At 67.8% G+C, this 25790-nt stretch carries 27 protein-coding genes; 16 read left to right on the top strand and 11 right to left on the bottom strand.

The features are described 5' to 3' along the window. Positions 1-12: 12 nt before the first annotated feature. Positions 13-4674, bottom strand: a complete 4662-nt coding sequence (locus ABTY20_RS10045) for an FtsK/SpoIIIE domain-containing protein (RefSeq protein ID WP_351996492.1) — start codon at positions 4672-4674, stop codon at positions 13-15. 303 nt (positions 4675-4977) lie between these two features. Between ABTY20_RS10045 and ABTY20_RS10040 the strand changes: the two genes are divergently transcribed. From ABTY20_RS10040 to ABTY20_RS10015, 6 genes are all read left to right on the top strand, one after another. Continuing rightward, entirely contained in the window at positions 4978-5277 is a 300-nt protein-coding gene (locus ABTY20_RS10040) for a WXG100 family type VII secretion target (RefSeq protein WP_351996491.1), read from the top strand. A gap of 93 nt (positions 5278-5370) precedes the next feature. Then, positions 5371-5694, top strand: a complete 324-nt coding sequence (locus ABTY20_RS10035; RefSeq protein WP_351996490.1) for a DUF6317 family protein — start codon at positions 5371-5373, stop codon at positions 5692-5694. Further along, positions 5691-7211, top strand: a complete 1521-nt coding sequence (locus tag ABTY20_RS10030; protein ID WP_351996489.1) for a putative T7SS-secreted protein — start codon at positions 5691-5693, stop codon at positions 7209-7211. The genes ABTY20_RS10035 and ABTY20_RS10030 overlap by 4 nt, the downstream gene beginning before the upstream one ends. Before the next feature lie 33 nt (positions 7212-7244). Beyond that, positions 7245-8591, top strand: coding sequence for a hypothetical protein (locus ABTY20_RS10025; RefSeq protein WP_351996488.1), 1347 nt, complete (start codon positions 7245-7247; stop codon positions 8589-8591). A gap of 38 nt (positions 8592-8629) precedes the next feature. After that, complete coding sequence (locus ABTY20_RS10020) at positions 8630-9280, top strand: hypothetical protein (protein WP_351996487.1); 651 nt, start codon at positions 8630-8632, stop codon at positions 9278-9280. Then, positions 9273-9866, top strand: coding sequence for a hypothetical protein (locus ABTY20_RS10015; protein ID WP_351996486.1), 594 nt, complete (start codon positions 9273-9275; stop codon positions 9864-9866). The genes ABTY20_RS10020 and ABTY20_RS10015 overlap by 8 nt, the downstream gene beginning before the upstream one ends. A 92-nt stretch (positions 9867-9958) precedes the next feature. Here ABTY20_RS10015 and ABTY20_RS10010 read toward each other — a convergent pair whose 3' ends face one another. From ABTY20_RS10010 to ABTY20_RS09975, 8 genes are all read right to left on the bottom strand, one after another. Continuing rightward, on the bottom strand, positions 9959-10471 hold the full coding sequence (locus ABTY20_RS10010) for a hypothetical protein (protein WP_351996485.1): 513 nt from the start codon (positions 10469-10471) through the stop codon (positions 9959-9961). A 216-nt stretch (positions 10472-10687) separates the two neighbouring features. Further along, positions 10688-11281 carry a hypothetical protein gene (locus ABTY20_RS10005; RefSeq protein WP_351996484.1) on the bottom strand — a complete coding sequence of 198 codons (594 nt, stop codon included), beginning with the start codon at positions 11279-11281 and terminating at the stop codon, positions 10688-10690. Continuing rightward, entirely contained in the window at positions 11278-11817 is a 540-nt protein-coding gene (locus ABTY20_RS10000; RefSeq protein WP_351996483.1) for a hypothetical protein, read from the bottom strand. Before ABTY20_RS10000 ends, ABTY20_RS10005 begins: the two co-directional genes overlap by 4 nt. A gap of 88 nt (positions 11818-11905) precedes the next feature. Further along, positions 11906-12202 carry a hypothetical protein gene (locus ABTY20_RS09995; RefSeq protein WP_351996482.1) on the bottom strand — a complete coding sequence of 99 codons (297 nt, stop codon included), beginning with the start codon at positions 12200-12202 and terminating at the stop codon, positions 11906-11908. A gap of 106 nt (positions 12203-12308) precedes the next feature. Next, positions 12309-13643, bottom strand: a complete 1335-nt coding sequence (locus tag ABTY20_RS09990) for a putative T7SS-secreted protein (protein WP_351996481.1) — start codon at positions 13641-13643, stop codon at positions 12309-12311. Next, entirely contained in the window at positions 13640-13945 is a 306-nt protein-coding gene (locus ABTY20_RS09985) for a hypothetical protein (RefSeq protein ID WP_351996480.1), read from the bottom strand. The genes ABTY20_RS09990 and ABTY20_RS09985 overlap by 4 nt, the downstream gene beginning before the upstream one ends. A 57-nt stretch (positions 13946-14002) precedes the next feature. Continuing rightward, on the bottom strand, positions 14003-15037 hold the full coding sequence (locus tag ABTY20_RS09980; RefSeq protein ID WP_502991780.1) for a hypothetical protein: 1035 nt from the start codon (positions 15035-15037) through the stop codon (positions 14003-14005). Continuing rightward, positions 15025-15675 (bottom strand): hypothetical protein, encoded by a 651-nt coding sequence (locus tag ABTY20_RS09975; protein WP_351996479.1) that lies wholly within the window; start codon positions 15673-15675, stop codon positions 15025-15027. The genes ABTY20_RS09980 and ABTY20_RS09975 overlap by 13 nt, the downstream gene beginning before the upstream one ends. 390 nt (positions 15676-16065) lie before the next feature. On the opposite strand from ABTY20_RS09975, the gene ABTY20_RS09970 reads away from it, so the two are divergent. Next, positions 16066-16233: a hypothetical protein gene (locus ABTY20_RS09970; RefSeq protein WP_351996478.1), complete on the top strand. Its 168-nt coding sequence runs from the start codon at positions 16066-16068 to the stop codon at positions 16231-16233. Between the two features lie 149 nt (positions 16234-16382). Further along, positions 16383-16976: a hypothetical protein gene (locus tag ABTY20_RS09965; RefSeq protein ID WP_351996477.1), complete on the top strand. Its 594-nt coding sequence runs from the start codon at positions 16383-16385 to the stop codon at positions 16974-16976. Between the two features lie 175 nt (positions 16977-17151). On the opposite strand, the gene ABTY20_RS09960 is transcribed toward ABTY20_RS09965, so the two are convergent. Then, entirely contained in the window at positions 17152-17820 is a 669-nt protein-coding gene (locus ABTY20_RS09960) for a hypothetical protein (RefSeq protein WP_351996476.1), read from the bottom strand. A gap of 161 nt (positions 17821-17981) precedes the next feature. Here ABTY20_RS09960 and ABTY20_RS09955 point away from each other — a divergent pair, with 161 nt between their 5' ends. Beyond that, a complete protein-coding gene (locus tag ABTY20_RS09955) occupies positions 17982-18497 on the top strand; it encodes a hypothetical protein (RefSeq protein ID WP_351996475.1) in 516 nt (171 codons plus the stop codon). Between the two features lie 449 nt (positions 18498-18946). Here the strand turns inward: ABTY20_RS09955 and ABTY20_RS09950 are convergent, their stop codons facing one another. Next, positions 18947-19672: a hypothetical protein gene (locus ABTY20_RS09950; RefSeq protein WP_351996474.1), complete on the bottom strand. Its 726-nt coding sequence runs from the start codon at positions 19670-19672 to the stop codon at positions 18947-18949. Between the two features lie 466 nt (positions 19673-20138). Here ABTY20_RS09950 and ABTY20_RS09945 point away from each other — a divergent pair, with 466 nt between their 5' ends. The 7 genes from ABTY20_RS09945 to ABTY20_RS09915 all read left to right on the top strand — a co-directional run bounded on the left by ABTY20_RS09945 (position 20139) and on the right by ABTY20_RS09915 (position 25789). After that, positions 20139-20864, top strand: coding sequence for a hypothetical protein (locus ABTY20_RS09945; RefSeq protein WP_351996473.1), 726 nt, complete (start codon positions 20139-20141; stop codon positions 20862-20864). Positions 20865-20881: 17 nt separating this feature from the next. Then, positions 20882-21736, top strand: coding sequence for a hypothetical protein (locus tag ABTY20_RS09940; RefSeq protein ID WP_351996472.1), 855 nt, complete (start codon positions 20882-20884; stop codon positions 21734-21736). Continuing rightward, entirely contained in the window at positions 21733-23040 is a 1308-nt protein-coding gene (locus tag ABTY20_RS09935) for a TadA family conjugal transfer-associated ATPase (RefSeq protein ID WP_351996471.1), read from the top strand. Before ABTY20_RS09940 ends, ABTY20_RS09935 begins: the two co-directional genes overlap by 4 nt. A gap of 74 nt (positions 23041-23114) precedes the next feature. After that, positions 23115-24074 carry a type II secretion system F family protein gene (locus ABTY20_RS09930; protein ID WP_351996526.1) on the top strand — a complete coding sequence of 320 codons (960 nt, stop codon included), beginning with the start codon at positions 23115-23117 and terminating at the stop codon, positions 24072-24074. A gap of 14 nt (positions 24075-24088) precedes the next feature. Continuing rightward, on the top strand, positions 24089-25000 hold the full coding sequence (locus tag ABTY20_RS09925) for a type II secretion system F family protein (RefSeq protein WP_351996525.1): 912 nt from the start codon (positions 24089-24091) through the stop codon (positions 24998-25000). 64 nt (positions 25001-25064) lie between these two features. Beyond that, entirely contained in the window at positions 25065-25316 is a 252-nt protein-coding gene (locus ABTY20_RS09920; RefSeq protein ID WP_351996470.1) for a hypothetical protein, read from the top strand. Positions 25317-25339: 23 nt separating this feature from the next. Continuing rightward, entirely contained in the window at positions 25340-25789 is a 450-nt protein-coding gene (locus ABTY20_RS09915) for a TadE family protein (protein ID WP_351996469.1), read from the top strand. The last annotated feature ends 1 nt before the right edge of the window (position 25790 follow it).

Below are 25790 nucleotides of genomic sequence, written 5' to 3'. Positions count from 1 at the left end.
GCCGGGGTCCGCTCACCCCGGCACCACGACCGTCCGCAGCTCCCCGTCGCCGAGGTGGAGCATGCCCTTGCCCGGGACCACCTGACCGCCGACCATCCCGCGGGACAGCCGTACGCCGATGAGGTCGCCGCTGGACGACTCCTGCGGCGAGAGCAGGATCCCGCGCCGCGCCTTCTTCGCGTCGACCTGCCAGCCGGAGAAGCCGCTGCACACGTCCTCCTCGTCACCGGCGATGACCAGGGCCAGCCCGCGCTCGGCACCGCGGGAGACGAGCTTCTTCAGCTGGCTCTCGGCGTCGCAGTCCTCCAGGATCTCCCCGTCGTCGACGAGCACGGCGATCGGCTCGTCCGTCGACGCCCCGTCGATCAGCTCCTCGAACTCGTCCTCGTCGATGTCGTCACCGGTGAAGACCTTCAGCACGCCCTCGGCGCCGTCGAGCCGACGCAGCGGCGACTGACGCGGGGCGGCGACGACCAGACGGGTGCCGTGCGCGAGGAACGACTGCGCGAAGTTCATCAGCACCGTCGAGCGGCCCGACTTGGCCGGACCCGCGATGACGAACGCCGGCACGCCGTCGGCGAGATCGGGACCGAAACCGACGATCTCGTCGCCGCCGATGCCGGCCAGGGCCCACAGCCTGGACCGGGACCCCTCCGGGTCGCGCAGCTCCCACGCCTCCGGGAAGGAGATCCGGCTCGGCAGGCTGTCCACCCGGAACGGCCGCCGCGCACGCGGCACCCCGGCGTCACGGGCGGCCGCCGCCTCACCGATGGCCGTGAGCGCCGCCGCCTGGCCCTGACCGGTGGTGTCCTCGCAGAGCAGCGCGAACTGCGTCTCCGTACCGGACTCGTTGCGGAAGGCGCGACCCGGCGGGATCTCCTCCGGCACCTTGCGGACCGGGATGCCGAGCGCGGAGAAGTCGCTGCGGTCGGCGAGCCGCAGACCGTACTTGTCCTCGGTGAGGGAGGCGATCCGGCCGACGAGCAGCGTCCGGTCACCGGTCAGCACGAGGTGGATGCCGACGCTGGCACCCTCCCGCATCATCGTCTGCAACTCGTCGGTGAGCGAACCGTGGTCGATCTCGCCGAGCGTGGGCACCCAGCCCTCCCAGCGGTCCAGCAGCACCACGACGTGCGGCAGCCGCTCCTCCTCGGCGACCGCGGCCCGCTGCTCGCCGATGTCCGCGAACCCCTTGTCCGCCAGCAGGTCCTGGCGGCGGGAGAGCTCGCCCTTGAGCCGGTTGACGAGCCGGATCACCCGCTCGGTCTGGTTGCGGCCGACGACCGCGCCGCAGTGCGGCAGCCGGGTCAGCGCGTTCAGCGCGCCGTTGCCGCAGTCGATGCCGTACAGGTGGACGTCGGCGACGGAGTGGGTGCGGGCCAGGGAGCCCGCGAGGGTGCGCAGCACCTGGGACCGGCCGCTGCGCGGGGCGCCGCCGATCATCAGATGGCCGAAGGTGGAGAAGTCGACGACGACCGGCCGGCGGGCCTGGTCGCCCGGCAGGTCCTCGACGCCGAACGGAGCCGGCGGCAGCTTGCCCGGCGCGAGGGCGACCGCCGGGACCTCGACGTCGTCGAGCAGCAGCGTCTCGTCCAGGGCGGGCAGCCAGGGGCTGTGCTGGGCCGGGATGCCGAGCGCGCTGTTGGCCTCGCGCACGGCGTCGACGAGCACCTTCAGATCGGTGATCTCGTCGTCCTCGCGCACCTCCGACTTCGGCTTGGCCAGCGCGGCCCGCCCCAGGTCCTCCCAGGTCAGCGGCCCCACCCAGGGGGCGAGGGCGGCCGGGTCCGCCGCTCCGGGCCGCCGACCGCCGACCCGCCCCGACTGGAACGGCACCAGCGAGGCGTGACCGAGCCGCGCGTACGCCCGGCCCGGGGTGCTCTTCGCGATGTGCCCGGCCTCGGGCGAGTCGATGACGTCCGTCGACTCACCGGCGTCCGTCACCCGCAGGGCGATCCGGAGGTTGGTGTTGGCGCGGATCTCCGGGGAGACGACACCGCTCGGCCGCTGCGTGGCGAGCAGCAGGTGGATGCCGAGGGAACGCCCTCGCTGCGCGATGTTCACCAGGCCCGTCACGAAGTCGGGCAGGTCGCGCACCATGGACGCGAACTCGTCGATCACGATGAGCAGCCGCGGCACGGGCGCGTGGGACGGGTCCCGCCGCACCAGGTCCTGGTAGTCCTCGATGTCCTTGGCGTCCGCGGCGGCCAGGATGTGCTCGCGCCGCTTCAGCTCGGCGCCCAGCGACTCCAGCGCCCGCTCCACCAGGTGGGCGTCGAGGTCGGTCACCATGCCGACGGTGTGCGGCAGCTTCACACAGTCCTTGAAGGCGGAACCACCCTTGTAGTCGACGAGGACGAACGTCATGTTCTCCGGCGTGTTGGCGACGGCCAGCGCGGCGACGATCGTCTGCAGCAGCTCGGACTTGCCGGAACCGGTCGTACCGGCGATGAGCCCGTGCGGCCCGTCCTTGCGCATGTCGATGCCGAACGGCCCGTCGTACGACTCGCCGATGACGGCGAGCGTCGACTGCCCGCCCATCCGCCACCGGGCGGCGATCGCGTCGGCCGTCGGCGGCTCCAGCTGGAGCACGTCGAGCAGCCGGCTGGAGCCGGGCAGCGCCGAGTCCTCCGTCTCCCCGCTGATGTCGCGCAACGGCGACAGCGAACGGGCGAGCCGCAGACACCAGGCCGGCGGAACGAAGTCCGGCCGTACGTCCTTGATCCGCTCCGCGCCCGCCTCCTCGACGCGCAGCCGCAGCCGGTCCGTCCGCTGGGCGCGGCCGGGCTCGGGCGCGCTGGTGTGCCAGGCCTGGAAGGAGGGGAACCCGCCGCTCACCTGCTGCGGCCGGGCCTGCTGCGGCTGCCGCTCCCGGTCGTGCTCCTCGACCCTGGGCTCGGCGACGACGAACGCCTGGCACTCGCCCGGCAGGAACCGCTCCTCGGCGTCGAGGCAGAGCGCGTACACGGACACGGACGGCCCCTCGCGCAGCAGCCGCACCACACCGGGCAGCGACCGCAACCGCCGCGAGCCGTCCCACACCACGACGATGTCGGGGTCGCTGAACGTCGTGCCCTGCGCACGCGCCTGCTCGGCGGCCTTCTTGCGGGCGTCGAGGATCTGCGTCAGCTCACCGATGCGGGCGCCGACGGTCTCGGCGTCGGTGCCGATGAGGACGTTCACGTCCTGCCCCCCGGACGGCCGGGCGTGCGGCAGCCACCGCACCCAGTCCCAGGACGGCTGCGCGGAGTTCTCGCTCAGCACGTAGAACTGCACGTCCATCGGGCTGTGCAGCGCGGCGGTCTGCGCCACCGCCCACCGCCCGAGGGCCCGCGCGGAGTCACCGGGCCCCGCCACACCGATCACCCCGAGCGCGCGCAGGTTCAGCGCGACGGGTGCGTCCTCGATCTTCCAGGTCACCTGGCGCCGGTGGTCGTCCTGCTCGGGGTCGTCGAGCACCACCTCGGACGGCAGCCGTCCCGTCCCGAACCGCAGCAGCAGGTGGTCCCGGTCGGTCCGCCGCCGCTCCCACAGCCGGGTCCGCGGCCCGGTGCCCATCGACAGCACGGTCGCCGGATCGGGAATGGCGTGCCGCCGGTCGTTCCGCTCCTGGACCAGAGCCTCCTGGGCGTCCTTCTCGATCCGCTCCTTCTGCTCCTGGTACTCCTTGACCTGCTTGGCGTGGGACTTGCGCCCGTGCTTCTTGTCGTTGAAGTAGTTGGCGAAGAGGAGGATGGGACTGAGCCCCGCCATGATCAGGTAGTACCAGCGCTGGAAGATCGCCACCATGACGACCGCGCCGACGAGCGGCGACAACGCCATCAGCCACGGCAGCGGCCGTGCCTCGTACTCGCGGGGCGCCGAGGGCAGCCGGAAGCTGGTCTGCCGCTCGGCCGGACGCAGCCGGGGCGGCCGGTTGTAGTCGAGCCCCACCCCGTCGTCGGACCACTTGAGGGCGGCGTCGGGCGGTGTGTAACGGGCCAGCTCGAGAAGGGTGTTGCCGATCCCGATCTGCGCGCCGAGGGGCCAGTCGAACCGGTCGGGCTTCTCGCCGGCGGACTCCTCGCCCTTCTTGCGCCGGCGCTTCTTCCGCCCCTTGCCCTCCGTCTCGCCCTTCTCCTTCTTCTCCTTCTCCTCCTCCGAGCCGGAGATCGGCTTCCCGTCGAGGGTGACGCCCTCCTCGTCGCCGTGCACGGCGACCTGGCACGTCCCGTCGGTGGTGACGGAGAGGGTGAGGGCCCGGGCGTCGACCTCCGGGTCGTCGACCCGGACGTACGAGGCCGCCCCGCTGCCGATGTCGTACCGCCCGACCCCGAGCCGGTGCACGAACCCGGCGGCCGGTCCGCCGACCACCCGCAGTTCGACGAGCCCGGACGGCTCACCGGGCAGACACCCGGACGGATCCTGGAGCGACACGACCGCACCGTCGCGCAGCGGCGACCCGACGACGGTGGCACCGGGATCGACGGCGTACCCGTCCACGTACACGGCGGGCGCACCGCCTGCGGGAACCCGCCCCTGGTGCCCGAGGGGAATGACCTGCGCCCCGCCGCGCCCCACCTGCGCGGCCAGCTCCTGCGCGATGTCCCCGACAGTGGACTCGGGATCGGCATCGAGCACGACGTCGGCGGCGTCCCCGCCGAACGGATCGACGACGGTCAGAGTCAGGCGCACGCGTGTCCTCCCCAGGCCCCGTGACCGCTTCCACCCCGCGCGTCACGGTCCCGCCGACGATATCGGCTCGCCCCCGGGCCGGGGCAGTCGGGGAGCCCGCCCCCGTTCCCGACAGCAACGGCATGCACGGCTTCACACCGCCGCCTTCACAAAGCGGGGATGTGCCACCACAGTTCACCCCCGTAAGCTGCTGCCGCAAGAGCGGACGAGCGCACCGGCGGCCCCGGCGGCCCCGCGCCGACAGTTCCGCAAACAGGGAGCCACGGGGGTTGGCCCTGCGGCGTTGCGAGAGGGAGCGGCTTCATGGCCAAGGACCTTGACATCACATATCAGGACATGCGGGAAGCTGCCAAGCATGTCGTGAAGGAGAAGGAGAAGCTCCAGGAGAAGCTGGACGGCCTTCGCAAGTACATCAACAACCTGGTCAACTCCGGCTACGTCACCAAGAGTTCCTCCAAGGCCTTCGACGAGAACTTCGACGAGTTCACCAACGGCGCGAAGACCACGCTCGACGGCCTGGACGGCATGGGCGACTACCTGACCATGGCCGCCGACAAGTTCGAGCAGATCGACGACGAGCTGGCCAAGGCGGCCCGCAGGTAACCGCCCGCGGACGGAGCTCTCCGCGACGACGGGGCGGGCGAGGTCCGCTCGCCCCGTCGTTCCGTACCGGGATACCGCTCAGCGGGAGATGGGATGTCGGACCAGACCGCAGATATCGGACGTATCAAGGAAAGCGCCAGGTCTCTGTCCAGGATTCACCGGGAGTTCTCCAAGAACGCCAACCCTGCCGAAGGACTGGGCGTCGGCACGCTGGGCGACCAAGGCCTGGTCGACGTCTTCGAGGACTTCGGTGACAACTGGAAGATCCACCGGGAGCGTTTGACGGACGAACTGGAGAAGCTGTCGTCCCTGCTCTCGACCGCGGCGAAGACCTACGAGGACATCGATCACGCGCTTGCCGAGGCCTTGAGGGGTACGGACAAGAAGAAGCCCGGCCCCGGAGGAGGAGCCGAGTGACCCGACCGCGCGCCGACGAATGGGTCGTGATCGGCGAACAGTCGGACCCGATCCCCGGTGATCCCGAAGACATTGCCAAACTCGGACGCGAACTCAGGAAGACGGCCGAGGCCATCAGAAAACAGGCGGACGAGATCAAGGCGCTCGCGTCCGTCGACCAGTGGAAGAGCAAGACGGCGGATGAGTTCCGCAAGGAGGCCGAAGAAGCCGAAGGCAAGCTGCGGAAGGCGTTCAAGCGCTATGACGCTGCTGCTGACGCGCTCGGCGAAAAGGTCACCGACGGGGGTCGCTCAACGGAGTACGCCTCGGAACTCCATCGGGCACAGACGATGGCCGCCAAGGCTCTCCGGGACGCCAAGGACGCTCACGACGACCAGAAGGCGAGCGCGGGAGCGCTTGACAGGCTTCCCGGCGACACGGCCGACGACGATCCGGAACGAAAGAAGCTGGAGAAGCGCCAGGAAGCGGCGAATTCGGTACTGGAGCGTGCGAGGAAGGACCTCGAAGCGGCCAAGGGGGTGCGCGATGCGGCAGCCAAGAGAGCGCGCGAATCCATTCGGCACGCGATCGACCACGACGGGTTGAAGGATGGCACCTGGGACAAGTTCAAGGACTGGGTGCACGACAACTCCGGATGGATGAAGACGGTCCTCGAAGTGTCGGGCTGGATTTCGACGATTTGTGGAACTCTGGCCCTCATGGTGGGGTGGATCCCGATCGTCGGCCAAGTGCTTGCCGGTGTTCTGGGAACCATCGCACTGGCCGCCACGCTGGTGTCCCTCATAGGGCACACTCTCCTGGCGATGGCCGGCGAGGGCAGTTGGTTCGATGTCGCCCTTGATGTGGTCGGCCTGGCCACTCTCGGTATCGGCCGGGGTGCCCTTGCTGGGGCCAAGGGGGCATCGTTCGCCGCCAAAAACCTCGGACGGTCGGCAGCCGCCAGGTCACTTCGGCAGGGGATCAAGGCAAAGCCCGGTACGCCGGCATACAACAGGGCGGTCAACAAGGCGTGGAGGAGGGCGAATGAGCTCAGCGGCGGCGCCCTGCGGGGAAAGGCGGGCGCCCAGGCGGTCGCCACAGCGCCGACGGGTTGGTTCCCCGGCGCGCAGCGGCTGGCGGACGCCTTCAATCCCAAGTTGATCTACCGTGATTCGGTGGACAGCTTCAAAGCCCTGGGAAACTTGCGCCCGAGTAATCTTCGACAGCTCGGTCAAGGCGACACCTGGCGCGGTGTTCGGCCGGGGCTGAACGATCCCGGCATCCGCGACCTGGAAAAAGGGCTCGGTGAGATGTCCCATGCGCTTCGGGCCGACAGCGCGGTACAGGCTGCGACCGATGTGTTCCAGACGCAGACCCGTATCTGGGCCGGATCGACTGCGATCGCATCGACCACCGACCTGCTCGACAAGGGGAAGATCACGGAGGCCGCCGGTGATCTCGTCGGGGTTCAAGGACTGGAGGACGGAGTCTGGTCGGCAACTGGTATCAAGGACGCCACGACAACGAGCAACGGATGAGCGGGACGAACAGTGGGCGAGCCAGGCAGCGTGATGGCTGAACAGACGCCGGATCCCAAGCCGCTGTCGCGACCGACCGAGCCCGTGGTGCGCCCTGCGGGCATGCCACCGCACAACCTCCACGTCGTTCGTCGGTCGCGTCTCTTCGCTGACGGTCACGCGCTGGTCGTACGCGATGCTCGGTTGCGGGAGCGCCGGTATGCGGTCGGAGCCGACGGCATTCGACGTGCGGTCTTCTTTCCCCCCGGCGACCTGTGGGAGACCGTGCAGAAGCGCCCCAGCGAGCGCTGGGGTGTTCTGGTCTTCAAGGACGAGGAAGACCGGGACGTCCTGCACGTCCCGCTCGCCTCGTGGCTACCGGAGGCCGGGGTCGTCGGTGCTCTGGAATTGAGACCGGCGGTGTGTCTTGGCCGGACCGGCCTCAGGGCACTGGTGACGAAGCTCGGCGTTCCCTTGGAGGAGAAGGACCAACCATTCGGCTCCGAGGCACGGGACGCCGGTCAGCGGGGCAAGCCGGACCGGGCCGACCACGCCGAGCTGCCGCGCTGGCACAGTTGGGCCAGAGGACTCGGCATGTTCGGGTGGCTCGTCGCCGTCGTGACGGCCTTCGCCGCCGATCTCGTGTGGGCGATGCCGATTGCTGCGGGAGCCTTGTTCTTGGTACCGGCGTCCGATGCGGTGGTGCGCGTCGGCGCGTGGTGGCGCGATCGCGCACAGGGCGTGTTCATCGAGTCCGTTGAGATCAGGCCGTCGCCGAAAGCGGGAGAGGGCGCGACCGAACGGTTCTTGCGGACGGCAGCGGTGCGTGTGCTCCCACATGATGTCGTTCTCACCGACACCCTCGGTAAGGAACGGTGGCTCGCGCGAGCCGGCGAGCACGGGGTCGCTCGGCTGGTGCGGTTGACGGAGCCGAGGACCGGGAAGGTCCTCGGAGTCGAGTTCCGGGACCGGGACGGCGGGGGCCGCGCACTCCTGCCGTGGAGCCATTGGTTCGCGGGACCGCAGGGGAACGACCGCTGGGACGAGCTCGTGAGAGCGTTGGACGTCCCCGTCTCGGACGTGCGGCACGAGCAGGCCGGCGGCGCAGCGCATGAGTGGCAGGGGCACCCGCTCGCCGCGGAAGCCCGTGCGATGTCGCCCATGAACGCGAAGGAAGCCCGCAAGGAGACCGATTGGTACCGCTCGGTCATCGGCAGGAACGAGCTGCTCTCCCTCCCGCTCTTCAGCGCGGTGCTGTTGATCGGATTCTTCAGCGACAAGGGCCCCGCGGTGCTGGCGGGCTGTGTGTCCGCACTGACGGTCGCCGTGGTGCTACTGCCCCCGATGGTCAGCGCGCTGGCCAGTCGTTGTTGGTACGACAAAGCACCCAGAAAGTCATAGGACGAGGGATGAGAAGAGCTGGCGATACCGGAGGACCTGTGGCCGGGGCCGTAGGGAGCGACATCGGCACGGCACCGCCCGCCGATTACGAACTGCTGCTTCCCGAGGGGTGGTTCCGAGTCCACATCGATCCGGAGAACCGTGAACGCTCGGTCGATGCCCTGGTCGGCCGTCGGTTCGACGGGGTCGACAACGCTCCGCACATCAAGCGGCAACTGCGCGACGACCTCCTGGCGCAAGCAGCCGCCGCGTTCCGTGATGGAGGCATCGAGCTTTACCTCAGCTTCCAGCAGGCAGGCCCGCTGACCGTCCCCGCCTCGCTTCTGGTCACCTTGCTGCCTTCCGGGCTGGAGGGGGGCCGGCCGAATCCGCAGGACATCGCCGACCGCCTTGCCGCTGACGCCGCGATCGACGCCTCGGTCGTCGAGCTCGCCGCGGGCACTGCCGTCCGCACGCGCAGATCGACCGGGCAGCCGGACACCACTACCCCTCCCGGTGCTCCGGGAAGGCCTGACGACGCTCTCCCCTCTGTCACGCTGGACTATCAGATTCCAGTGCCCGGAACCGAGGCACATCTGCTGTTGACCTTCTCCACTCCCCTCGTGCAGATCGCCGACGCGATGGTCGAACTCTTCGACGCGATTGCGGGTTCGCTGAAGTGGACGGAGGGAGGCAGTGTCCATGAGTGACATCCGTACCTGTGGCATCGCCGTACCGGCCGACTGGGTACCCCTCCCGATCGAACCGTCGGACGACGTCAAGGGCTGGGCCAAGGGCGCCGCGGCGGAGTTGCGCGACCGCAGCAAGGCAGCGGGGTACGAGCTGAACGAGAGAACCCTGCGCAGGGACCTCCGGGCGCGGGCGGAAGACAGCCGTGGTCGAGAGCCCTTCTACGCCTTCGCCTTCTATCCCGACGGGTTCGACACGGCCCTCGCCACCTTGGAAGTGGACCTGATCCGTCCTGACGAAACGGTCCCCCGCATCACCCTGGACTGGCTCGCCGAGACGTTCAGGGCAGACGACTTCGGGGCGCCGGACACCACGCGCACGGAGCTCCCGCTCGGCCCTGCCGTACGCATCCGGCAGAACTTCGCTGTGAAGGACCTGCCGGCCCGCAGGCCCGGCATTCTGCTGGAGACGCTCACGTACGGGATCCTGCCCACCGGCTCGGAAGGCGCGGTGATGCTGCTCGTGTCATGGACCGTTCCCGGCCTGGCGGAGGAGATGGAGGAAGCCACCGACAGCATCGCGCAGACACTGACGGTGGAGTTCTGACCCGGTCCGAGCCGTGTGGGGTTCACGGACGTGAGGACGGACGCGCCTGACCGCCGATGGTCGGGCCCTCCTGCTCACCGGGCGAGAAACAGTCAGTTGTCCGAGGAGGGCTGCCGGAGTACGTACATGTGCAGCTCGCTGCGGAGCTCCTCCGTGTCGACGCGCAGCCAGGAGCCGTCGCGGAAACGGATCAGCAGCATCCGCGTCTCGAACTCACCGGAGAAGGGGTCGACCAGGGTGGCTTCATCGGCGGACAGGCGGGCGACGACCTGCATGTGTTTTTCCCGTCCCACGCTGACGCGCTTCGGGGGAGCCGCGAGGACGATGCCGTCCGGGGTCGCGAGCAGCAGTCGCTGGGGGTGGGTGGAGTGGCCGTACCAGCGCAGCAGGAACTGCCCGGCAGCGCCGTGCCAGTCGCCGTCGAAGACCTTGTCGAGGCCCTGTCCAGTGATGATGGCGTCCCGGCGCTTCTCGTCCTCCTTCTTGGCCCGCCGCCGCTCCTTCACTTCCTTCGTGTCGAGGAAGCGCTTGACGGCTTCCTCCGCCAGAAGGCTCAGCAGCATGACGAGCGGGATGAAGGGCGCACCGAGTACCGTGGCGATCATGGCCAGTGGGGGATGCCTGGCGGGGCGGAGCCGAGGGCTGCCCGCAGCCTGGAGCACGTCTGCGGGAGGCTGCGGAATCCTTCCGACCCAGCACCATCCGCCCGCTTCGGATCGGACACCGAGGCGTTCCGCTGCCGTGCGGTGCCCAGCCCTGTGGGTCACATCAAGGCTCCCCTTGTGTCGGCGGAGCGCTGGACCTGCATACGGCTGACCGGCTCATTCCGGGTTGGGGTTGAGCCAAAGGCTGCGCGCGAAATCATCGAAAACATCCAGGTTCGTTGCCAACCAACTGACTTCGTCGGTCACGGTGCGAATCGATGCGTACAGTTGGTGCTCCTCGGACCACCAACCGTAGTTAAGGGAGACACCTAGGCCGTTTTCGTCCCCGAAGTACCGAAGGCAACGTAGCCCCGGCCCGATCCGGTCGGAATCGAACGTTACTACATCGGGTGGGCGGTTCGGGTTCGCCTCTGAGGCCTGGATGACACTGCGCAGTTCTTTCTCCCGTTCCTCGCCCTCGGACTGCACGGTCAGGACGTAGACGGGCTGGGGAACCCTGCGCGGATCCCCGCCGTAAAGGAAAACCTGATGCGCTGGAATGCTGGGGTGCGGATGAGCTTCGATCAGCATCCGGAATGTGCGGGCCAGCCCGTCGCGGTCGGGGCTCCGCCACCACCTCTTGTGACGTCTGTACATGATCTCGGCACAAGTGGCCGACCAATCCTCTATTTCCCGCTGATGAAGGCTTGTCCAATGAAGCGGCATCAGGAACCACTCGGTTGGATCAGCTTCGGTTTCGATAAAAATCATTCATAACTCCAGCGGAAGGTCATCATCACGGCATCGAAGAGGTCGACAAGGGCGGAGGAGTATTCACTGTCCGGGTTTCCGTCCCCGACAGTGCTGAACGTGAATACCAGCCAGCGGGGCAGTGGGCTGGCAGGGAGAGGGAGCACATATTCGACTCGCCGAGATGCGAGCTCTACTTCAGATCTTTCCGGAGGTGGGACAGTTCGCTCGATCCTTGTGCCGGATGATCCGTCGAGAGTCACAGTATCGCTCTGGCCGCGTCCGGCCGCCAGCATCTCAAGTACCTGATCCGATTGGAAGCCGGCACCGACTGCCGAAATGGGCTCCGATACAACGAAAGATGCTGGAACGACACTGCCGTGTATGCGTTCCACGGGCAGATACAGCATCATTCCGTTTGCTCTTGAGGCTTTCCTGGCTGCCTTTCTGAGCTGTTTGAAGAGTTCCATTCGCACCTTGCTCACGTCATCTCGAGGGAGACCTTCCGGGAGTTGGTCGATGGATCGGTCGACAAGGGAAAGAACCGAATCGTTCACGACTTCTTCATGGAGGTCAATCTTTCCCCACCCAGGTGGAAGAACCAGGTTGAATCCGACAGGAGCCGATGATCGCGTCAATTTTTTTTCAACCACGTCGAATCCTCTCTGTGATCCATGAACCAATGGTCAGCAAGGGAATCAGGGGGGCTGCAAACACGCCTGCCCAGACACCCGTGACCCAAGTGGCCAGAAAGAGACCAGATGAATAAATGAATACTTCCGTGAGGCCTTCAGGGCGCCGAGACGCAAGCGGGTTCTTGAAGAAGAGTGCCAGCAAGGTAAGGATGGCTCCGGCAACGATGGTGCGCTGGATCCAATAGACCGCGTCCTTCGCCGGAGAAGGAAGCGCCCCTGCGATCATAACCAGGAAGATGGAGGTCATCCCTATGATGAGGCACAACTTCCCCAGCGCGGTCGGTCCCTCGCCCAAGCGGCCGTAACTTCGTGTTTGTCGATTTGGGTTCATGACGTTTCTTCCTCGTCCTCAATCACCAGTGGGTATCCTCTGGCAACTTTCCGGTCTCTCCCTTGAAATTCTCATAGGTTGAGTTGAACGGCTTGTCGGGAAAAACAGGACTTTCACCGAGTGTCTTGTCGACTACGTCCGCAGTCGCGCCCGTTACTGCAGCAGCCACCGCTGTCTTGTAGTAGGTCTCCGACTTCCCTGCGGCCGCTGCAGCGCTGGGGAAAGTGTCACTGTTCTGGCGGATGCTGTTGATGACGGAGCGGGCCTCTGCATCCCCGAACCCGAGTCGCTCGAGTTGACTAGGGCGCAAAGGGACCTCATCGGCGACACGTCCCGCATTCTGGGACATTTCCTTTCGCATCCGATTGAGTGTCTGTCGTCCGAACTCTCTGAGACCGTCGTCGCTGGTCGTCGCCATGACACGAGTGATCTCGTTTCGCACAGCTCTATTGGCGCGCAATGCGTCTTTCAGGCGCTGTGTCCGCTGTGTTTTGGAGGCTGTATTGACGGCCTTGCTCGCCGTCTTCAGCTTGGCGAGCATCTTTGTTCCCGTAGCAAAGGCGACCAGGCCGACACAGTCCATCAGCACTTCTGTAATGCTTGCTTCCCCAGCCAGAAAGAGGACGAATCGAGAAGCTGCGATAAAAATGGACAATCCAAGGGCAATTGCACCAATGAAAGGGCCGATAATGGGGATGAAGGCAAGGAAGGGTGCTAGGGTTCCTAGAATTGATGCTGCCCATCCCAGTGCGTCAAGGACCCACTTGATCTTGTCGATGTTGTCGTGTATCCAACCTTTGATGTCATCCCAGAAACTATCCTCGATAATGTCGTCAATTTCATCGCGAATCTTGCCGGCGTAGTATGCCGCGCGGTCGTCCCGGTCGCTTGTGATAGTGTCGAGTTTGATCCTGTATTCGCGTAGCGGATCACCTTCGGCGTCACTGGTTGAGGGCTTTGGCGTGCCCTCCTCCGATTCTTTCTTGTTCTTTTCTGCCTCGAGTTGCTCTTGTTCTTTCTTTGCGTTGGCGAGAACCTTGTCGGCTTCTGTCTGAAACCCCTCGAGCTCGTTGGCCCACTTGGTCAGATGCACATGGACGCGTTCATAGCGACTGGCGACTTCGCGGAGATGTTTCTCGAGTACTTCAGACTCTTCGCGTAGTTTTCCTGCGTACTTTCCCTTGAGTTCGTCATCGTTCTTGATGTCGCGCAGTCGTCTGGCTTGCTCTCGAAGGGTGGTCGCTACGCTTTTCATATGCGTGACTTCATCGCGGATCTCTTCCGGATCACCCGGGACGGGGTCGGAATTGGCGATCGGGTGCCAATCTCGGGGCCGCGGTTTCGAAGAAGTGCTCATTTGCCCTTCCTTGCCTTCTTCAGTTCCTTTGCAAGAGCAGCGTCAGCCCCGGTGAAGCCATTGATGGTATTTGTGACAAGTTTTCCTACACTGTCCAGGCTCTCGATCATTTTGCTGCGGTAATCATCCCAGTTGTCAACGAACTTACCCATTGCCTCGCTTATGTCGCTGCTACCCCAATAGGGCTGCATATCCTCCTTCCTGTTACCTATGTCCTTTAGATCCTTTTGGATCTTGCTCAGAGCGGATTCCGATTCCACGAGAAGGTCGACATTGACAATGAGATCCGAGTCGCCTGCCATGGCCCTTGTGTATCTCCTGTGAAGAGTGGCTCGGTGCGTGGTCGGTACTACGCCGGTCTAGCGGTTGACGGCCTGGATTTCCTGAACGGTCACGCCCTGAGTCGTCCCGAATGTGCCGTTGGGGAGGGCGCCGCTCTCACCGGTGGTGCTCTCCCAGGTGATCTCCCAGGTCACAGTGGCCTGCAACTCATAGGGATCTCCTCCGGATGCGCGCAGATACGTGATCCCGCATGGTGGGTCTTCGTCGGCCTTGCCCTTGGCGTATGGCGCGCCGATGGAGCCGTCGTCGTTGATGGCGCACTCACCGGAGGCAGGGAACAGGGTGGCGTCCGCGGTGCCGGGATCCAGCTTCAAAGAGACGGGCTTGGCCGTGGTGGTCGAGGAGAGACTCCAGCCGCCGACGTCCAGGGTCGCGGTGACGGAAACCTCGCGAAAGTCCGCTTTGTTCAACCAGGCCCACGTCGGGAGGTTCACTTTGGTGGCGCCCTCCGGCCTGAGTGTGACCGTAGTGTCGGGAACCTTGATCTCGTTATAGGCAAGCTGGGCCAGGGTCTCCGCGTCGATGGCGTTCTCCACGGGCGGTTCGTCGCCGTTGTCGACCCAGAAGTCGGCCTCGCCGCAATCCAGATAGTCGTCGCCCTCAAGGCGGTCCCAGTCGTATACGGCGCCCCAGAACATGCCCTCCCCCGACTTGTCCTTGTTGAAGTCCTTGTAGGGCTCTCCGTTGACATAGCGGGCGGTTTCGCCGGTGTAAGCCTCGCCGGCGCCACTGAAATGACCCACGTTCCAGCGCTTTTTGAACTCCTTCTCGTATTCCTCAGGAGTCCAGAGTGGTTCGTACCAGCAACCGGGTGGATCGTAGGTACCCACAGGGGCCGGCGTGCCCGTCGACTCGCCCGAGCCGTTCCTGGACGTATTGAAGGTGACTTGCGAAGTGATTGTCCGGTCCTTGGCGCCGCCACTTGCGTTGGCCTCACCACCGCGGGAACCTCCGAAGCCGGTGCCTGCGTGCGCGGTACCGGTTGCCACGAGGGCGCCGACGGACAGCGCCAGGGCCAGAACCGCAGTCTTGCCCGCCCTCACGGTGTGCACTTCGCGCTCCCCCGCTGCGAGTGGACCTCCGTGGTCACCCAGACACCCGTGTCGTTGAGTTCCAGGCGACTTAGGTAATACACGTACGAATCCTCCGAGGGTGCGCTGCGATCGACCTCGCCCGTCTTGCGGAACTTGTTGAATGCCTTGCTCTCGTCCGCGCAGAGGGTGACTGCTGCAGTCTTCTTGCCGGACATGCTGACAGTCGGGGAGTAGTAGCGCGTGGTGCCGGTGATGGTGGCGTCATGGTCCACAAAGGTCTGCACCCACTTCGCGGCGCCGACGAGCGCCTCCCCTTCGTAGTAGAACTTCAGGGCCGCAGAGTCGGGTTCACCGTCCGTGATGGCCCTGTTGACGGCCGTCATGGACCGGCCGGCATCCGCTAGCACGGCGTTCTTGGCCTCATCGCCCATGCTCCAGCCCTCGAAGGCTTCCTTGACATCGCCGGGAAGCGACAGGTCGGGACGGTCGATGGAATCGGAGGCGCTGGGCGAGGCGGACGTCTCCGTGTCGCCGGTGTCCGCCCCGGCGATCTGGTCGTCGTTGCTGGGTTTGTCGCTTCCGCTGCCGCAGGCCGTCAACAGGAGGACTGCGGTTGCGGCGAACGCGGTTGCAAGGGGCAAGGCGCGGCGCTTCAAGAAGGGCTCCCCGTGAGACAAAGGTTCAGTCAAGAGCACAGACGCTAGCCATGAGGTTGCTGGTTTCGCCAGAGTGAACTGCACCGAGAACCGGGATGCTTCGGTGGTTTGGCGACATTCTTGTGATGAGCTGTGTCCTGATCGTGCCCAGGCGAGCGGTGGGCCCGGACGCCGATGTACTGCCTCTGGAACCGTCGTTGTCCCTGTGCGTGCTTCCGCTCGTTGTGGCGCGGGCGCACACGGAGGGTACGCCAGCGAACTGGAGAGCGGTTCCCCTCAGATGCCGACCAGGACCAGGACCAGGAACAGCCGGACCGGTCGGTCCGGAGTCGCGTCCGCCTTGCCGGGCCAGCCATGACGCCGGGTAGGAGATGAGCTGCCGGGCCAGTGATGAGCGAGCTGATCGAGCGGGGTGCCGTTCCCGAGGGATGCAAGGTCGAGGTGTTCGACGGCAGGGTGATCATGACACCACAGGGTCCGGAACGGAACTGGACCGCTTCCGACGTCAAGGGCGCGGTCAAAGCCTCCGGCTATCGCGCGGGAGCGCGTCTTCGGTGACGTGCTCATCACGTTCCCCGGGCTGACGCGGGCGTTGCGGCGACGCCGTTAGGGTGAGCCCTCGGACACGAGAGGCGTGACTGAGGGGGCGGAGCCACGTGGCAGGAGGCACATCCAGGGCCGCTACGAATGTCTGGTGGCGGACGGACGTGATCCGCTGGCTGTTGTTCAGTCTGGTGTGTGCCGGTGGTTCGCTCGGGCTGTCCTGGGTCGGGCCGGTCGTGCCGTTGCCGCGCCTGTTGCGGGGAACGGGGTTGGTCCTCGCGTTCCTGGTGCTTCCGCTGGCCTCGCTGCTGGTGCCGTTGCTCATGCTGCGGCGGGTGCCGCGCAAGAAGCGGAAGGTGGCGTGGCAGCTGTTCTTCCCGCTGGTGGCCGGGGTTGCCATGGGAATATTCGGCAGTTCCGCCGGTGGCGAGGCCGCGCTGGCGGACCGGGGCGTGTGGACCGACGCCGTGGTCGTACGCATGGAGGACACCGGGACCAACCGTTGTGAGCTGCGTATGGTCGACGGGCGTGAGATCCCGCTCTCGCTCTCGGAGGGCGATGGGTGTGAGAACTGGGTGTCGAAGGGCGACACGCTACGCGTGCGGTACGACCCCGAAGGTGCCGCCGGCCCGACCAAGGATCCGGACAGCAGCTCGTACGGAGGGTTCCTCGGGACCCTCTTCGTGCTGGCCGTCGTGATGGGCACCTGGGGTGGCGTGCGGCAGAGCAGATGGGTTCGCGAGTACGACGGGGAGTGACCGGGCGGCGCCCGGGGAGAAGGGGAGCGGCGGCGTTCGATTCCGGGTGCGGGACGCGGTCGAGCTGCTGCTGTGCCTCGTGGTGGGTGGGACAGTGCTGCTTTCGGCATCGGGAGCACGCGGTGGCGCTCGCGTCACATTGCGCCTGTGTTGAGGGCCATACGGCGTGATCCGGTCACTGGCACTTTTCCACCCCCGTCTCGACGTACACCTTGGACGCCTGCCACAGGCCGTCGCCCGTGGGGACCTTGACCATGATGATCTTGTAGTGGCCGAAGTCCTTGAGGCTGGGCTCGGTCTTCAGGACCTTCCCGGTCTTGACCTCTTTGCCGTAGAACTTGCTGGCGTCCGAGCAGAAGGCGACCTCTACGGAGCTGCCGTTCGAGGCGGATCGTGTGGTGGCGTCGTAGTGGCGGCGGGTGCCGGTGGCGGTCCAGCCGCCCTTGAGCCACTCGTTGATCTGCACCTCCCCATAGTGGAGACCTTCGCCAGTGGCGTAGGTGGTCAGGGCCGCGTCCTTGGTCGTGCGCTTGTCGACGCCCCGGTAGATGGCACGGAGGTAGTTCGCGGCGTCGTCCATGGCCGCCGCCTCGTTCTCGTCCTTGGGCTTCTCCCAGTCGAAGACCAGGTTCATGTCCTCGGGCAGGGACACGTCCACGCCGTCCGGCTTGTCCTGTGCCGGTGCTCCCGAGGGCTCCGCCGACTCGCTCGGCTTCTTCGTTCCCTGGTCGGCGCCGGCGATCCTGTCGCTGTCGCCGGACGTGTCGTCCCCGCCTCCACAGGCCGTCAGCATCAAGGTTGCGGCGGCGAACGCGACGGCAACAGGCACAGTGCGGCGCTTCACAGTGAGCTCCCCGTAAGACGAAACGTTTCCAGTGCAGTGACGATATCGGTGGGGTTATCAGTTTCACCACCGCGAACTATCCGACCAGCGGACCGATATGACGGCTTCCTGCGGCCTCGATGGTGTGTGCGGCGGAGAGTCGCTCCGTCTACGCTGCGGTCGTGGTCCTCATCTCGCACCGTGCTCTCCAGGGCAGCCGCGGGCACCGGTTGGCCGTCGGCGTCATGCTCTTCCTCTTCTGGGCCTTCATGGCTGTCGGGCTCACTGCAGCGGCGATCACGAGCCGGGTCGGGTGGTCGGCCCGGCTGGGGCTCGGCGCCGGGGCCCTCTCCGCGTATCTGCTCGTGTGGTGGAGCGCCCGGTTCTGGTGGTCGGCCTTCTGCCAGGGGCGGCGTGAGGAGGCGGTGGCCGAGCCGGACGCCTGGCCCTGGCTGTTTCCCCCGGTGATCGGCGGTGTCGCCCTCGCTGTCTCCGGAGTGGGGATGCTGAGTCGCGGGGACGGCAGCGGGTGGTTCGGGGTGGGGCTTGCCCTGGTGCTCGCCGGCCCTTCCCTCATGATGATGATTCTGCAGGTGGGAGAGTGGTTCTCCGGACGATCGCGTCGCACCCCGGTCGTACCGACCCGGCCCGTCGAGCCGCCACGGCCCCGGCGGGACTGGGGGTCGATCGGGCGGTGAGGCAGGAGGCACGGGTGGCTCCGTGGCTTCTTCGTGGCCAGACCGCGTGGTCCTCGAAGCCGGTGCGTGGGTCGATGTGGGCTCCGGCCTCGAGCGCTGCGCCCAGGCGCTCGATCAGTTCGAGTGGGGGGGCGACGCCGCTTTCCTCGATGGCTTCGGCCTCCTCTTCGGGGAGCTCCGCACGTCGGCCGGCTCCGCTGTTGTCCAGCCGAGGGCCGAGCGCCGGTCGTGGACCGCGTGGGCGAAGTCCGTGCGGCGGCCCGCGGCACGGTACGCAGGGTCCTCGCGGTGTTCCGGCGGGACCTTCCGGCCGGTGTGGTGCCCGCTGCTCATCGGGCTTTCTCCGCCCCTGACCAACCGGCCGTTCCCGCCTTCCACACGGTCGCCACGAGCCGCGTAAGTCCGTTGGGCGGAGAGGGCAGCAGGCCGTCCGAAGCTCTGTCCGCGTGTCATCCCAGCTTCGCGTTCTGTGCCTTCACCACCGCCGTCGGCAGCTTCGCGTCGCTCGGCCTGCCCTGGGCGAGGGAGAGGCCGTTGACCGAGAAGTGGACGGCGACCACGTCGCCGCTGCGAGTGGCCTGGGTGTGGAGGGTGTGGCTCGCTCCCTGGAAGGTCGTCCTCGCGTTGAAGGCCACCGTCTCGTCGCCGGCGTCGTCCGTCGGGGCCTCCGCGGTGACCGAGTCGTAGGTGCTGGTGCCGTCCGCCTCGGCGGTGAAGCCGGAACCGCAGGCGTCCACCGCCCTGCTCAGGTCGGACATCACTTGCCGCGCGCCGTCCGCCGCGTAGGTGGTCAGGGTGACGTAGCTGCTGGCGTCGCCGTACTCGTCCGTGTCGACGACCCGGGTGAGGTCCGCCTCCGGTTCTCCCAGGGGGAGCTGGTTCATCGCGTGGGCGAGGGGTGCGCAGGCAGGCTTGTCCAGGGTGACCTCGTCCTTGGACGTGGCGAAGACGAAGTCGGTGGAGGGTTCCGTCACCTTGTAGCCGGTGACGTCTGCCGGTGTGAGCATGAGCTTCGCCAACCGCTCGGCCGGAGTGGGGTGTTCCGCCCGGGAAGTGGCGGGGCGGGGTTCGCCGGTCGTCCCGTCCGGGTCCGTGTCGGCGCCGTCGCACGCGGCGAGCGACAACACGGTGAGCAGGGACAGGGCCGAAGCGGCGGCCGACACGGTGCGGTTCAAGTGGGGGGGGCTCCTCGAAGTGTTTGCCCGGTGTCGTCCCGTACGTCCCTCACCGGTGCGGGCGAAGATCATGGCAGGGTCGCCCGGTGCCCTCGTGGGTGAATCGTGCAGGGCTCATGTGCGGTGCGTGAGGGGGCGTATGTCGTCCGTGGTCGTCGGGGCGCCTCGTCGGTTCGCTTCCGCACAGGTGGACCGCCGGTCCCAACTGGCTTGTTCAACGGTGAAATTGCAGATCAGTAACGGTGTGCGGGGCGGGGACCGTGAGGTGGGATCCGCCTTGAGGGGCTTATGTGTGGCTGATACGGTGCGATGGCTTGACACTCACCCCCGGCGTTGGCTATTCGCCCAGATCGAGCGGGTAAGTGCGATCCGTCGTGCATGTCTGTGCGCGACTGGACGTGGGTGAAGTGTCCGGAATTTCAGGGAACTTGGCAGACATCGTCTTGGGTGTACGGGGAGCGGTTGCGTGAAGATCCAAGAGCGTACGGGGGCGGGCGCCGGCCGTTCCGCGGCACCGGCCGGGCCGGCGGTCGGTGACCGGCTTCCCACTCCTCCCCGCGAGCGCAAGCCGGCGCTGGCCGCGCTGGCGGTGCTGCTGATCCTGGTCGGCGCGCTCGGCGCCACGATGCTCGTGCTGCGGGCCGGGGACCGGATCGAGGTCGTGAAGATCACCAAGGAGATCCCCGCCGGCCAGACGGTCGACGACTCCAACACCACGTCGGTCATGGTCGCCGAGGACCCCGGCATCAACTACGTGAAGTGGTCGCAGCTCGCCGCCCTGAAGAAGTTCAAGGCCGTCAGCACGATCCCGGCCGGCGTCGTCGCCGTCGGCGAGATGTTCGGCGAGGAGGCCAAGGTGCCCGCGGGCAAGGCCCTCGTCGGGCTCTCCCTCAAGGAGGGGCAGTACCCGAGCGGGCTGAAGCCGGGTGACACCGTCGCCGCCTACCGCGTCGGCGGCACCGCTCGCTCCGACTCCGATGCCGACGGCGGTTCCTCCGGCGCCACCGGAGGCGGCGACTCCGTGATCGTGGAGCGGGCGCGCGTGGACTTCGTCCAGTCCACGAAGGGCGACGACCTCGTCAGCAGCACCAACCTGCCCGTCACGCTGGTCGTCGACAGTGCCCGGGCCGCCGAGCTCACCCAGGCCTCCTCCAACGGCGAGGTGGCTCTCGCCCTCGTCCCTGGCAACTAGAAGGCGGCACCCGACCCATGGCCCTCATCGCCCTCGCCGCCGACAAGGGTTCCCCCGGCGTCACCACCGCGGCCGTCGCCCTCGCGGCGGTCTGGCCGCGACGGGTGCTGCTCGCCGAGACCGACCCGGCGGGCGGTGACCTCGTCTACCGCAGTGCCGCCGCGCACGGCGGACCGCTGAACCCGAACACCGGGATGCTGTCCATCGCCGCCACCGCGCGCCGTGGCCTCGTGCCCGACCAGCTCTGGGACCACGTGCAGCCGTTGAGCGGCGGACTCGAAGTGCTCGTCGGGCTCGGGATCGCCGAGCAGGCCGCCGGCCTCACCGGACTGTGGCCGACGCTCGGGCGCGCCTTCGCCTCGCTCGCCGACTCCCCGCACGCGCCCGCCGACGTCATCGCCGACTGCGGGCGGATCAGCGGGGACACCCCGGCCGTGGAGCTGTTCCCGCACGCCTCCCTCGTCCTGCTCCTCTCGCGCACCGAGCCCGAGGCGCTCGCCCGGGTACGGGACCGGGCCGCCGCGCTGGCCGGCAAGCTGCACGGCGGGCCGCGCGGTGCCGCGACCCTCGGCAACCCGGTGATCGGTGTCGTCCTCGTCGCCGACACGGGCGACGCCGCCAAGCTCGCCTCCCAGGTCAACGACATGCTGGTGCACGCGCAGACCGGCGCCCGGGTGGTCGGCACCCTCGCCGACGACCCGGCCGGCGCCGGGCAGCTGGCCGGGCGCAGGCGCGGTCGGCTCGACAAGTCGCTGCTGATCCGTTCCGCGCGCAAGGTGACGGCGGACCTCTACCAGCAGTACGGCGCCCTCTGGGCGGCCGCCTCCGCCCAGGCCCAGCAGCCGCCGCAGGCGCACGGGGCCGGGCGATGACCGCTGTCGACCACCAGCTGGTCAAGCGGTTCCGCCAGGAGGCCGGCGACCGGATCGCCGAACAGCGCCGCCTCGACCAGGTCAACGGCGTCACGCCGATGTCCACCGAGGACGAGCGGCAGTACGCCCGTGCCGTCATCGCCCAGATACTGGAGGAGTACGCCCGCGCCGAGATCAACGCGGGCCGTACGCCGCTGGACGCCGAGACCGAGGAGCAGTACGCGGCCGCCGTGCACGCCGCGCTGTTCGGCGTCGGCCGGCTCCAGCCGCTGCTCGACGACCCCGAGGTCGAGAACATCGACATCAACGGCTGCGACCAGGTGTTCGTCGGCTACTCGGACGGCCGTGAGGTGCGCGGTGACGCCGTCGCCGAGACCGACGAGGAGCTCGTCGAGCTGATCCAGGTGCTGGGCGCGTACTCCGGTCTGTCGTCCCGGCCCTTCGACTCCGCCAACCCCCAGCTCGACCTGCGGCTGCCGGACGGTTCGCGTCTGTCGGCCGTCATGGACGTGACGCGGCGGCCCGCGCTGTCCATCCGCCGTGCGCGCATGGGCAAGGTGTTCATCTCCGACCTGGTCGGCAACGGGACGCTGACCCCTGAGCTCGGCCACTTCCTCGCCTGCGCCGTCCGCGCCCGCAAGAACATCATGATCGCGGGCGCGACCAACGCCGGCAAGACCACGCTGCTGCGCGCCCTCGCCAACGAGATCCCGCCGCAGGAGCGCCTCATCACCGTCGAGCGGGCCCTCGAGCTCGGTCTCGACACCTTCCCCGACCTCCACCCGAACGTCGTGGCGTTCGAGGAGCGGCTGCCCAACTCCGAGGGGCAGGGCAGCATCTCCATGGCGGAGCTGGTGCGCCGGTCGCTGCGCATGAACCCCTCCCGCGTCATCGTCGGTGAGGTGCTCGGCGACGAGATCGTGACCATGCTGAACGCGATGTCCCAGGGCAACGACGGTTCGCTGTCCACGATCCACGCCAACAGCTCCAGCGAGGTCTTCAACCGCATCTCCACCTACGCCCTGCAGGCGACGGAACGGCTGCCCATCGAGGCCAGCCAGATGCTGATCGCCGGCGCGGTGAACTTCGTCGTCTTCATCCAGCGGCGCAACGACTACCAGAGCGGCGGCCGCCTCCAGCGCATGGTCACCTCCGTGCGCGAGGTCAACGGCGTCGACGGGCGCGTGCTGTCCAGCGAGGTGTTCGCGGAGGGCCCGGACGGCCGGGTCACCGCGCACGCCCCCATAGCCTGTCTGGAGGAACTGATGGCCTACGGCTACCGGCCCAGCGGAACATGGGGGTGAGCGGACCGGTGACCTCCACGACCACCGACCTCGCCGGCCTCGCGGCGGCCGGGTCGCTCGACTCGCTCGGCGCCATGGGCGGCCTGTTCTCCACCACCGTCCTGTACGCGCTCGCGTCCGGTGTCGCGGTCGGCGGCGGACTCGCCCTGCTCGCCGTCGCCGTGCGCGGACTGCCCGCCAAGCCCGAGCACGAGAAGCAGAAGGCGAGCGAGCGGGCGAACGAGCTGATCCGGTTCGCCGGACGGCGCGGTTCCCTCGCCGCGATCGTCGGCCTCGTCGTGCTGCTGCTGACGCGCTGGGCGGTCGCCGGCATCGCCGCCGCCGTCCTCGTCTTCTTCTGGGACCGCCTCTTCGGCGGCGCCGGGGAGGAGAGGGCCGCGATGCGGCGGGTGGAGGCGCTGGCCTCCTGGACCGAGTCGCTGCGCGACACCATCGCCGGCGCGGTGGGCCTGGAGCAGGCCATCCCGGCTTCCGCGCGGGCCGCCGCACCCGTGCTGCGCCCGCACCTCGACGCGCTCGTCGACCGGCTGCGCGCCCGCACCCCGCTGCCCGAGGCGCTCCAGCAGCTCGCCGACGAGATCGACGACGCCTCCGCCGACATCATCGTCGCCGCCCTCATCCTCAACGCCCGGCTGCGCGGCCCCGGTCTGCGGCAGGTGCTGGGCGCGCTCGCCAAGTCGGCGCGCGAGGAGGTCGACATGCGGCAGCGCGTGATGGCGCAGCGCGCCTCCACCCGGCGTTCGGTGCAGATCGTCGTCGCCGTGTCGATCGCCTTCGTGCTCGGGCTGTCCGTCTTCAACCGGGACTTCGTCGAGCCGTACGGCACGGCGGTCGGGCAGCTCGTCCTGGCCTGCGTCTGCGGCCTGTTCGCGCTCGGCTTCTGGTGGCTGCGCAAGCTGTCCACCATCGAGACGCCCGAACGGTTCCTGGTGCGCGACGAGTCGGCGGTGCAGTTCGTGCGTCCGCGTACGCCCGGCGCCGTACCGGACCGGCAGCAGGCGCCGCTCCAGCCGGAAGAGGGGGTGCGCCGGTGAGTGACGAACTGACGATGCCGCTGGTCGTCGGCGCGGTCATCGGACTGGGCGTCTACGCCCTGGTCCGCGCGCTGATGCCGACCAAGCGCAGCGCGCTCTCCCAGGTCGCCCGGATCGACGCCATGCGGGCGCGCGGCACGGCCTACGAGTCGTCCCGCGCCACGGCGCAGGACGGCGGACGCTTCGGCACGCTGCGGGCCGAAGTGGGCGCGCGGGTCGCCGAGTTCTACCTGCAGCAGGGGTGGGAGCAGCGCTCGCTGCGCGCGGACCTCGCCGTGCTGGGGCGCAGCTGGGAGAAGTTCCTGGCGACCAAGGTGCTGCTGTCGGTCGCGGGTCTGTTCTTCGGGCCGTTCCTCTTCGCCATCGTCTGGACGCTCGCCCTCGCCGACAGCCCGATCATCCCGGTGTGGATGGCCCTGCTGTGCGCGGCGCTGTTCTTCTTCCTGCCCGACCTGGAGGTACGCCGGGACGCCGCCGAGAAGCGGCGCGACCTGCGCCGGGTGATCGGCGCGTACCTGGACCTGGTGTCGATGAGCCTGGCCGGCGGGCGCGGTCTGCCGGAGGCGCTGATGGCGGCGGCCGAGGTGTCCGACGGCTGGGCGACGCAGCGCATCCGCAACGCCCTCGCCGACGCCCGGATCACCGGCGTCAGCCAGTGGCAGGCGCTGGGACAGCTGGGGGAGGAGCTGGGCGTGGAGGAGCTCAAGGACCTCTCCGCCTCCCTGGCGCTGGTCGCGGACGACGGCGCCAAGGTGCGCGAGTCCCTGGCCTCCCGCGCCGAGACCATGCGGCACCGCGAACTCGCCGAGATCGAGGGCAGCGCGGGTGAGAAGTCGCAGTCGATGCTCGTGGCGCAGCTGCTGCTGTGCGCGGGGTTCCTCGTGTTCCTGATCTTCCCGGCGGCCATGCGGGTGTTCCAGGTGTGAGAACCGCGAACCGTGAGCCGTACGTCAGAACTTCCGTGAACCGAATTCGAGAGGACAACGCGTCATGAACGGACGTACCTTCCACACCGGCGTTCCCGCCGTGGACTTCCTGGTCACCTTCATGCGGGCCCGCGTGGAGCGCGCCCGCTCCGGCGGGCTGGACCGCGGGGCCTCCGCGGTGGAGTGGGTCATCATCTCGGCGGTCGTCGTGGCGATCGTCGGCGTGGTCGCCGCGATCATCAACGCCGCGCTGAGCGAGGGCGCCACCAAGGTCGGCGACTGCATCAAGGGCGCTCAGGCGAGCGGCACCTGCTGACGGCCGTCACTTCTCTCACGGGGATGCCGGTGCGGGTACGTCGCTGGATACGCCGACGGGTGGAGGCCGCCTCCGCCCGCGGCGATTCCGGCATGAGCGCGATCGAGTTCGTGTTCCTCACCCCCGTCCTGTTCTTCATGATCTTCGCGACGGTGCAGTTCGCGCTGTACTTCTTCGCCGATCACGTCGCCCAGGCGGCGGCGCAGGCGGGTGCGCGCAAGGCGCGTGCGACGGCGGACGCCCGGCCGGGCGGCTGGCGGGGCGAGGCGCGGGGCGTGGTGGACAGCTACATCCGGCAGCTGGGTCCGCAGCTGGTGCTGGCGCCGGACGTGAGGACGCTCCAGCCGGAGCAGGACACGGTGGGCGTGGAGATCACGGCGCGCATCCCGACGGTGTTCCCGGGCCTGGACCTGACGGTGCACGCGCAGTCGGTGGGGCCGGTGGAGCGGTTCGTGCAGGAGGGGGAGAACTAGA

The sequence above is a fragment of the Streptomyces sp. NPDC126497 genome (assembly GCF_040302425.1).
Lineage (GTDB): Bacteria > Actinomycetota > Actinomycetes > Streptomycetales > Streptomycetaceae > Streptomyces.
Note: the sequence above shows the minus strand (reverse complement) of the source record. Positions and strands in the feature narration are given on the sequence as shown.

Excerpts from the sequence above, each read along its gene's own strand:
- ABTY20_RS10040 (WP_351996491.1), top strand. The coding sequence starts at position 4,978 with ATGGCCAAGGACCTTGACATCACATATCAGGACATGCGGGAAGCTGCC.
- ABTY20_RS10035 (WP_351996490.1), top strand. The coding sequence starts at position 5,371 with ATGTCGGACCAGACCGCAGATATCGGACGTATCAAGGAAAGCGCCAGG.
- ABTY20_RS10025 (WP_351996488.1), top strand. The coding sequence starts at position 7,245 with ATGGCTGAACAGACGCCGGATCCCAAGCCGCTGTCGCGACCGACCGAG.
- ABTY20_RS10015 (WP_351996486.1), top strand. The coding sequence starts at position 9,273 with ATGAGTGACATCCGTACCTGTGGCATCGCCGTACCGGCCGACTGGGTA.
- ABTY20_RS10010 (WP_351996485.1), bottom strand. The coding sequence starts at position 10,471 with ATGATCGCCACGGTACTCGGTGCGCCCTTCATCCCGCTCGTCATGCTG.
- ABTY20_RS10005 (WP_351996484.1), bottom strand. The coding sequence starts at position 11,281 with ATGATTTTTATCGAAACCGAAGCTGATCCAACCGAGTGGTTCCTGATG.
- ABTY20_RS09995 (WP_351996482.1), bottom strand. The coding sequence starts at position 12,202 with ATGACCTCCATCTTCCTGGTTATGATCGCAGGGGCGCTTCCTTCTCCG.
- ABTY20_RS09990 (WP_351996481.1), bottom strand. The coding sequence starts at position 13,643 with ATGAGCACTTCTTCGAAACCGCGGCCCCGAGATTGGCACCCGATCGCC.
- ABTY20_RS09985 (WP_351996480.1), bottom strand. The coding sequence starts at position 13,945 with ATGGCAGGCGACTCGGATCTCATTGTCAATGTCGACCTTCTCGTGGAA.
- ABTY20_RS09970 (WP_351996478.1), top strand. The coding sequence starts at position 16,066 with ATGAGCGAGCTGATCGAGCGGGGTGCCGTTCCCGAGGGATGCAAGGTC.
- ABTY20_RS09940 (WP_351996472.1), top strand. The coding sequence starts at position 20,882 with ATGGCCCTCATCGCCCTCGCCGCCGACAAGGGTTCCCCCGGCGTCACC.
- ABTY20_RS09935 (WP_351996471.1), top strand. The coding sequence starts at position 21,733 with ATGACCGCTGTCGACCACCAGCTGGTCAAGCGGTTCCGCCAGGAGGCC.
- ABTY20_RS09930 (WP_351996526.1), top strand. The coding sequence starts at position 23,115 with ATGGGCGGCCTGTTCTCCACCACCGTCCTGTACGCGCTCGCGTCCGGT.
- ABTY20_RS09925 (WP_351996525.1), top strand. The coding sequence starts at position 24,089 with ATGCCGCTGGTCGTCGGCGCGGTCATCGGACTGGGCGTCTACGCCCTG.
- ABTY20_RS09920 (WP_351996470.1), top strand. The coding sequence starts at position 25,065 with ATGAACGGACGTACCTTCCACACCGGCGTTCCCGCCGTGGACTTCCTG.
- ABTY20_RS09915 (WP_351996469.1), top strand. The coding sequence starts at position 25,340 with ATGCCGGTGCGGGTACGTCGCTGGATACGCCGACGGGTGGAGGCCGCC.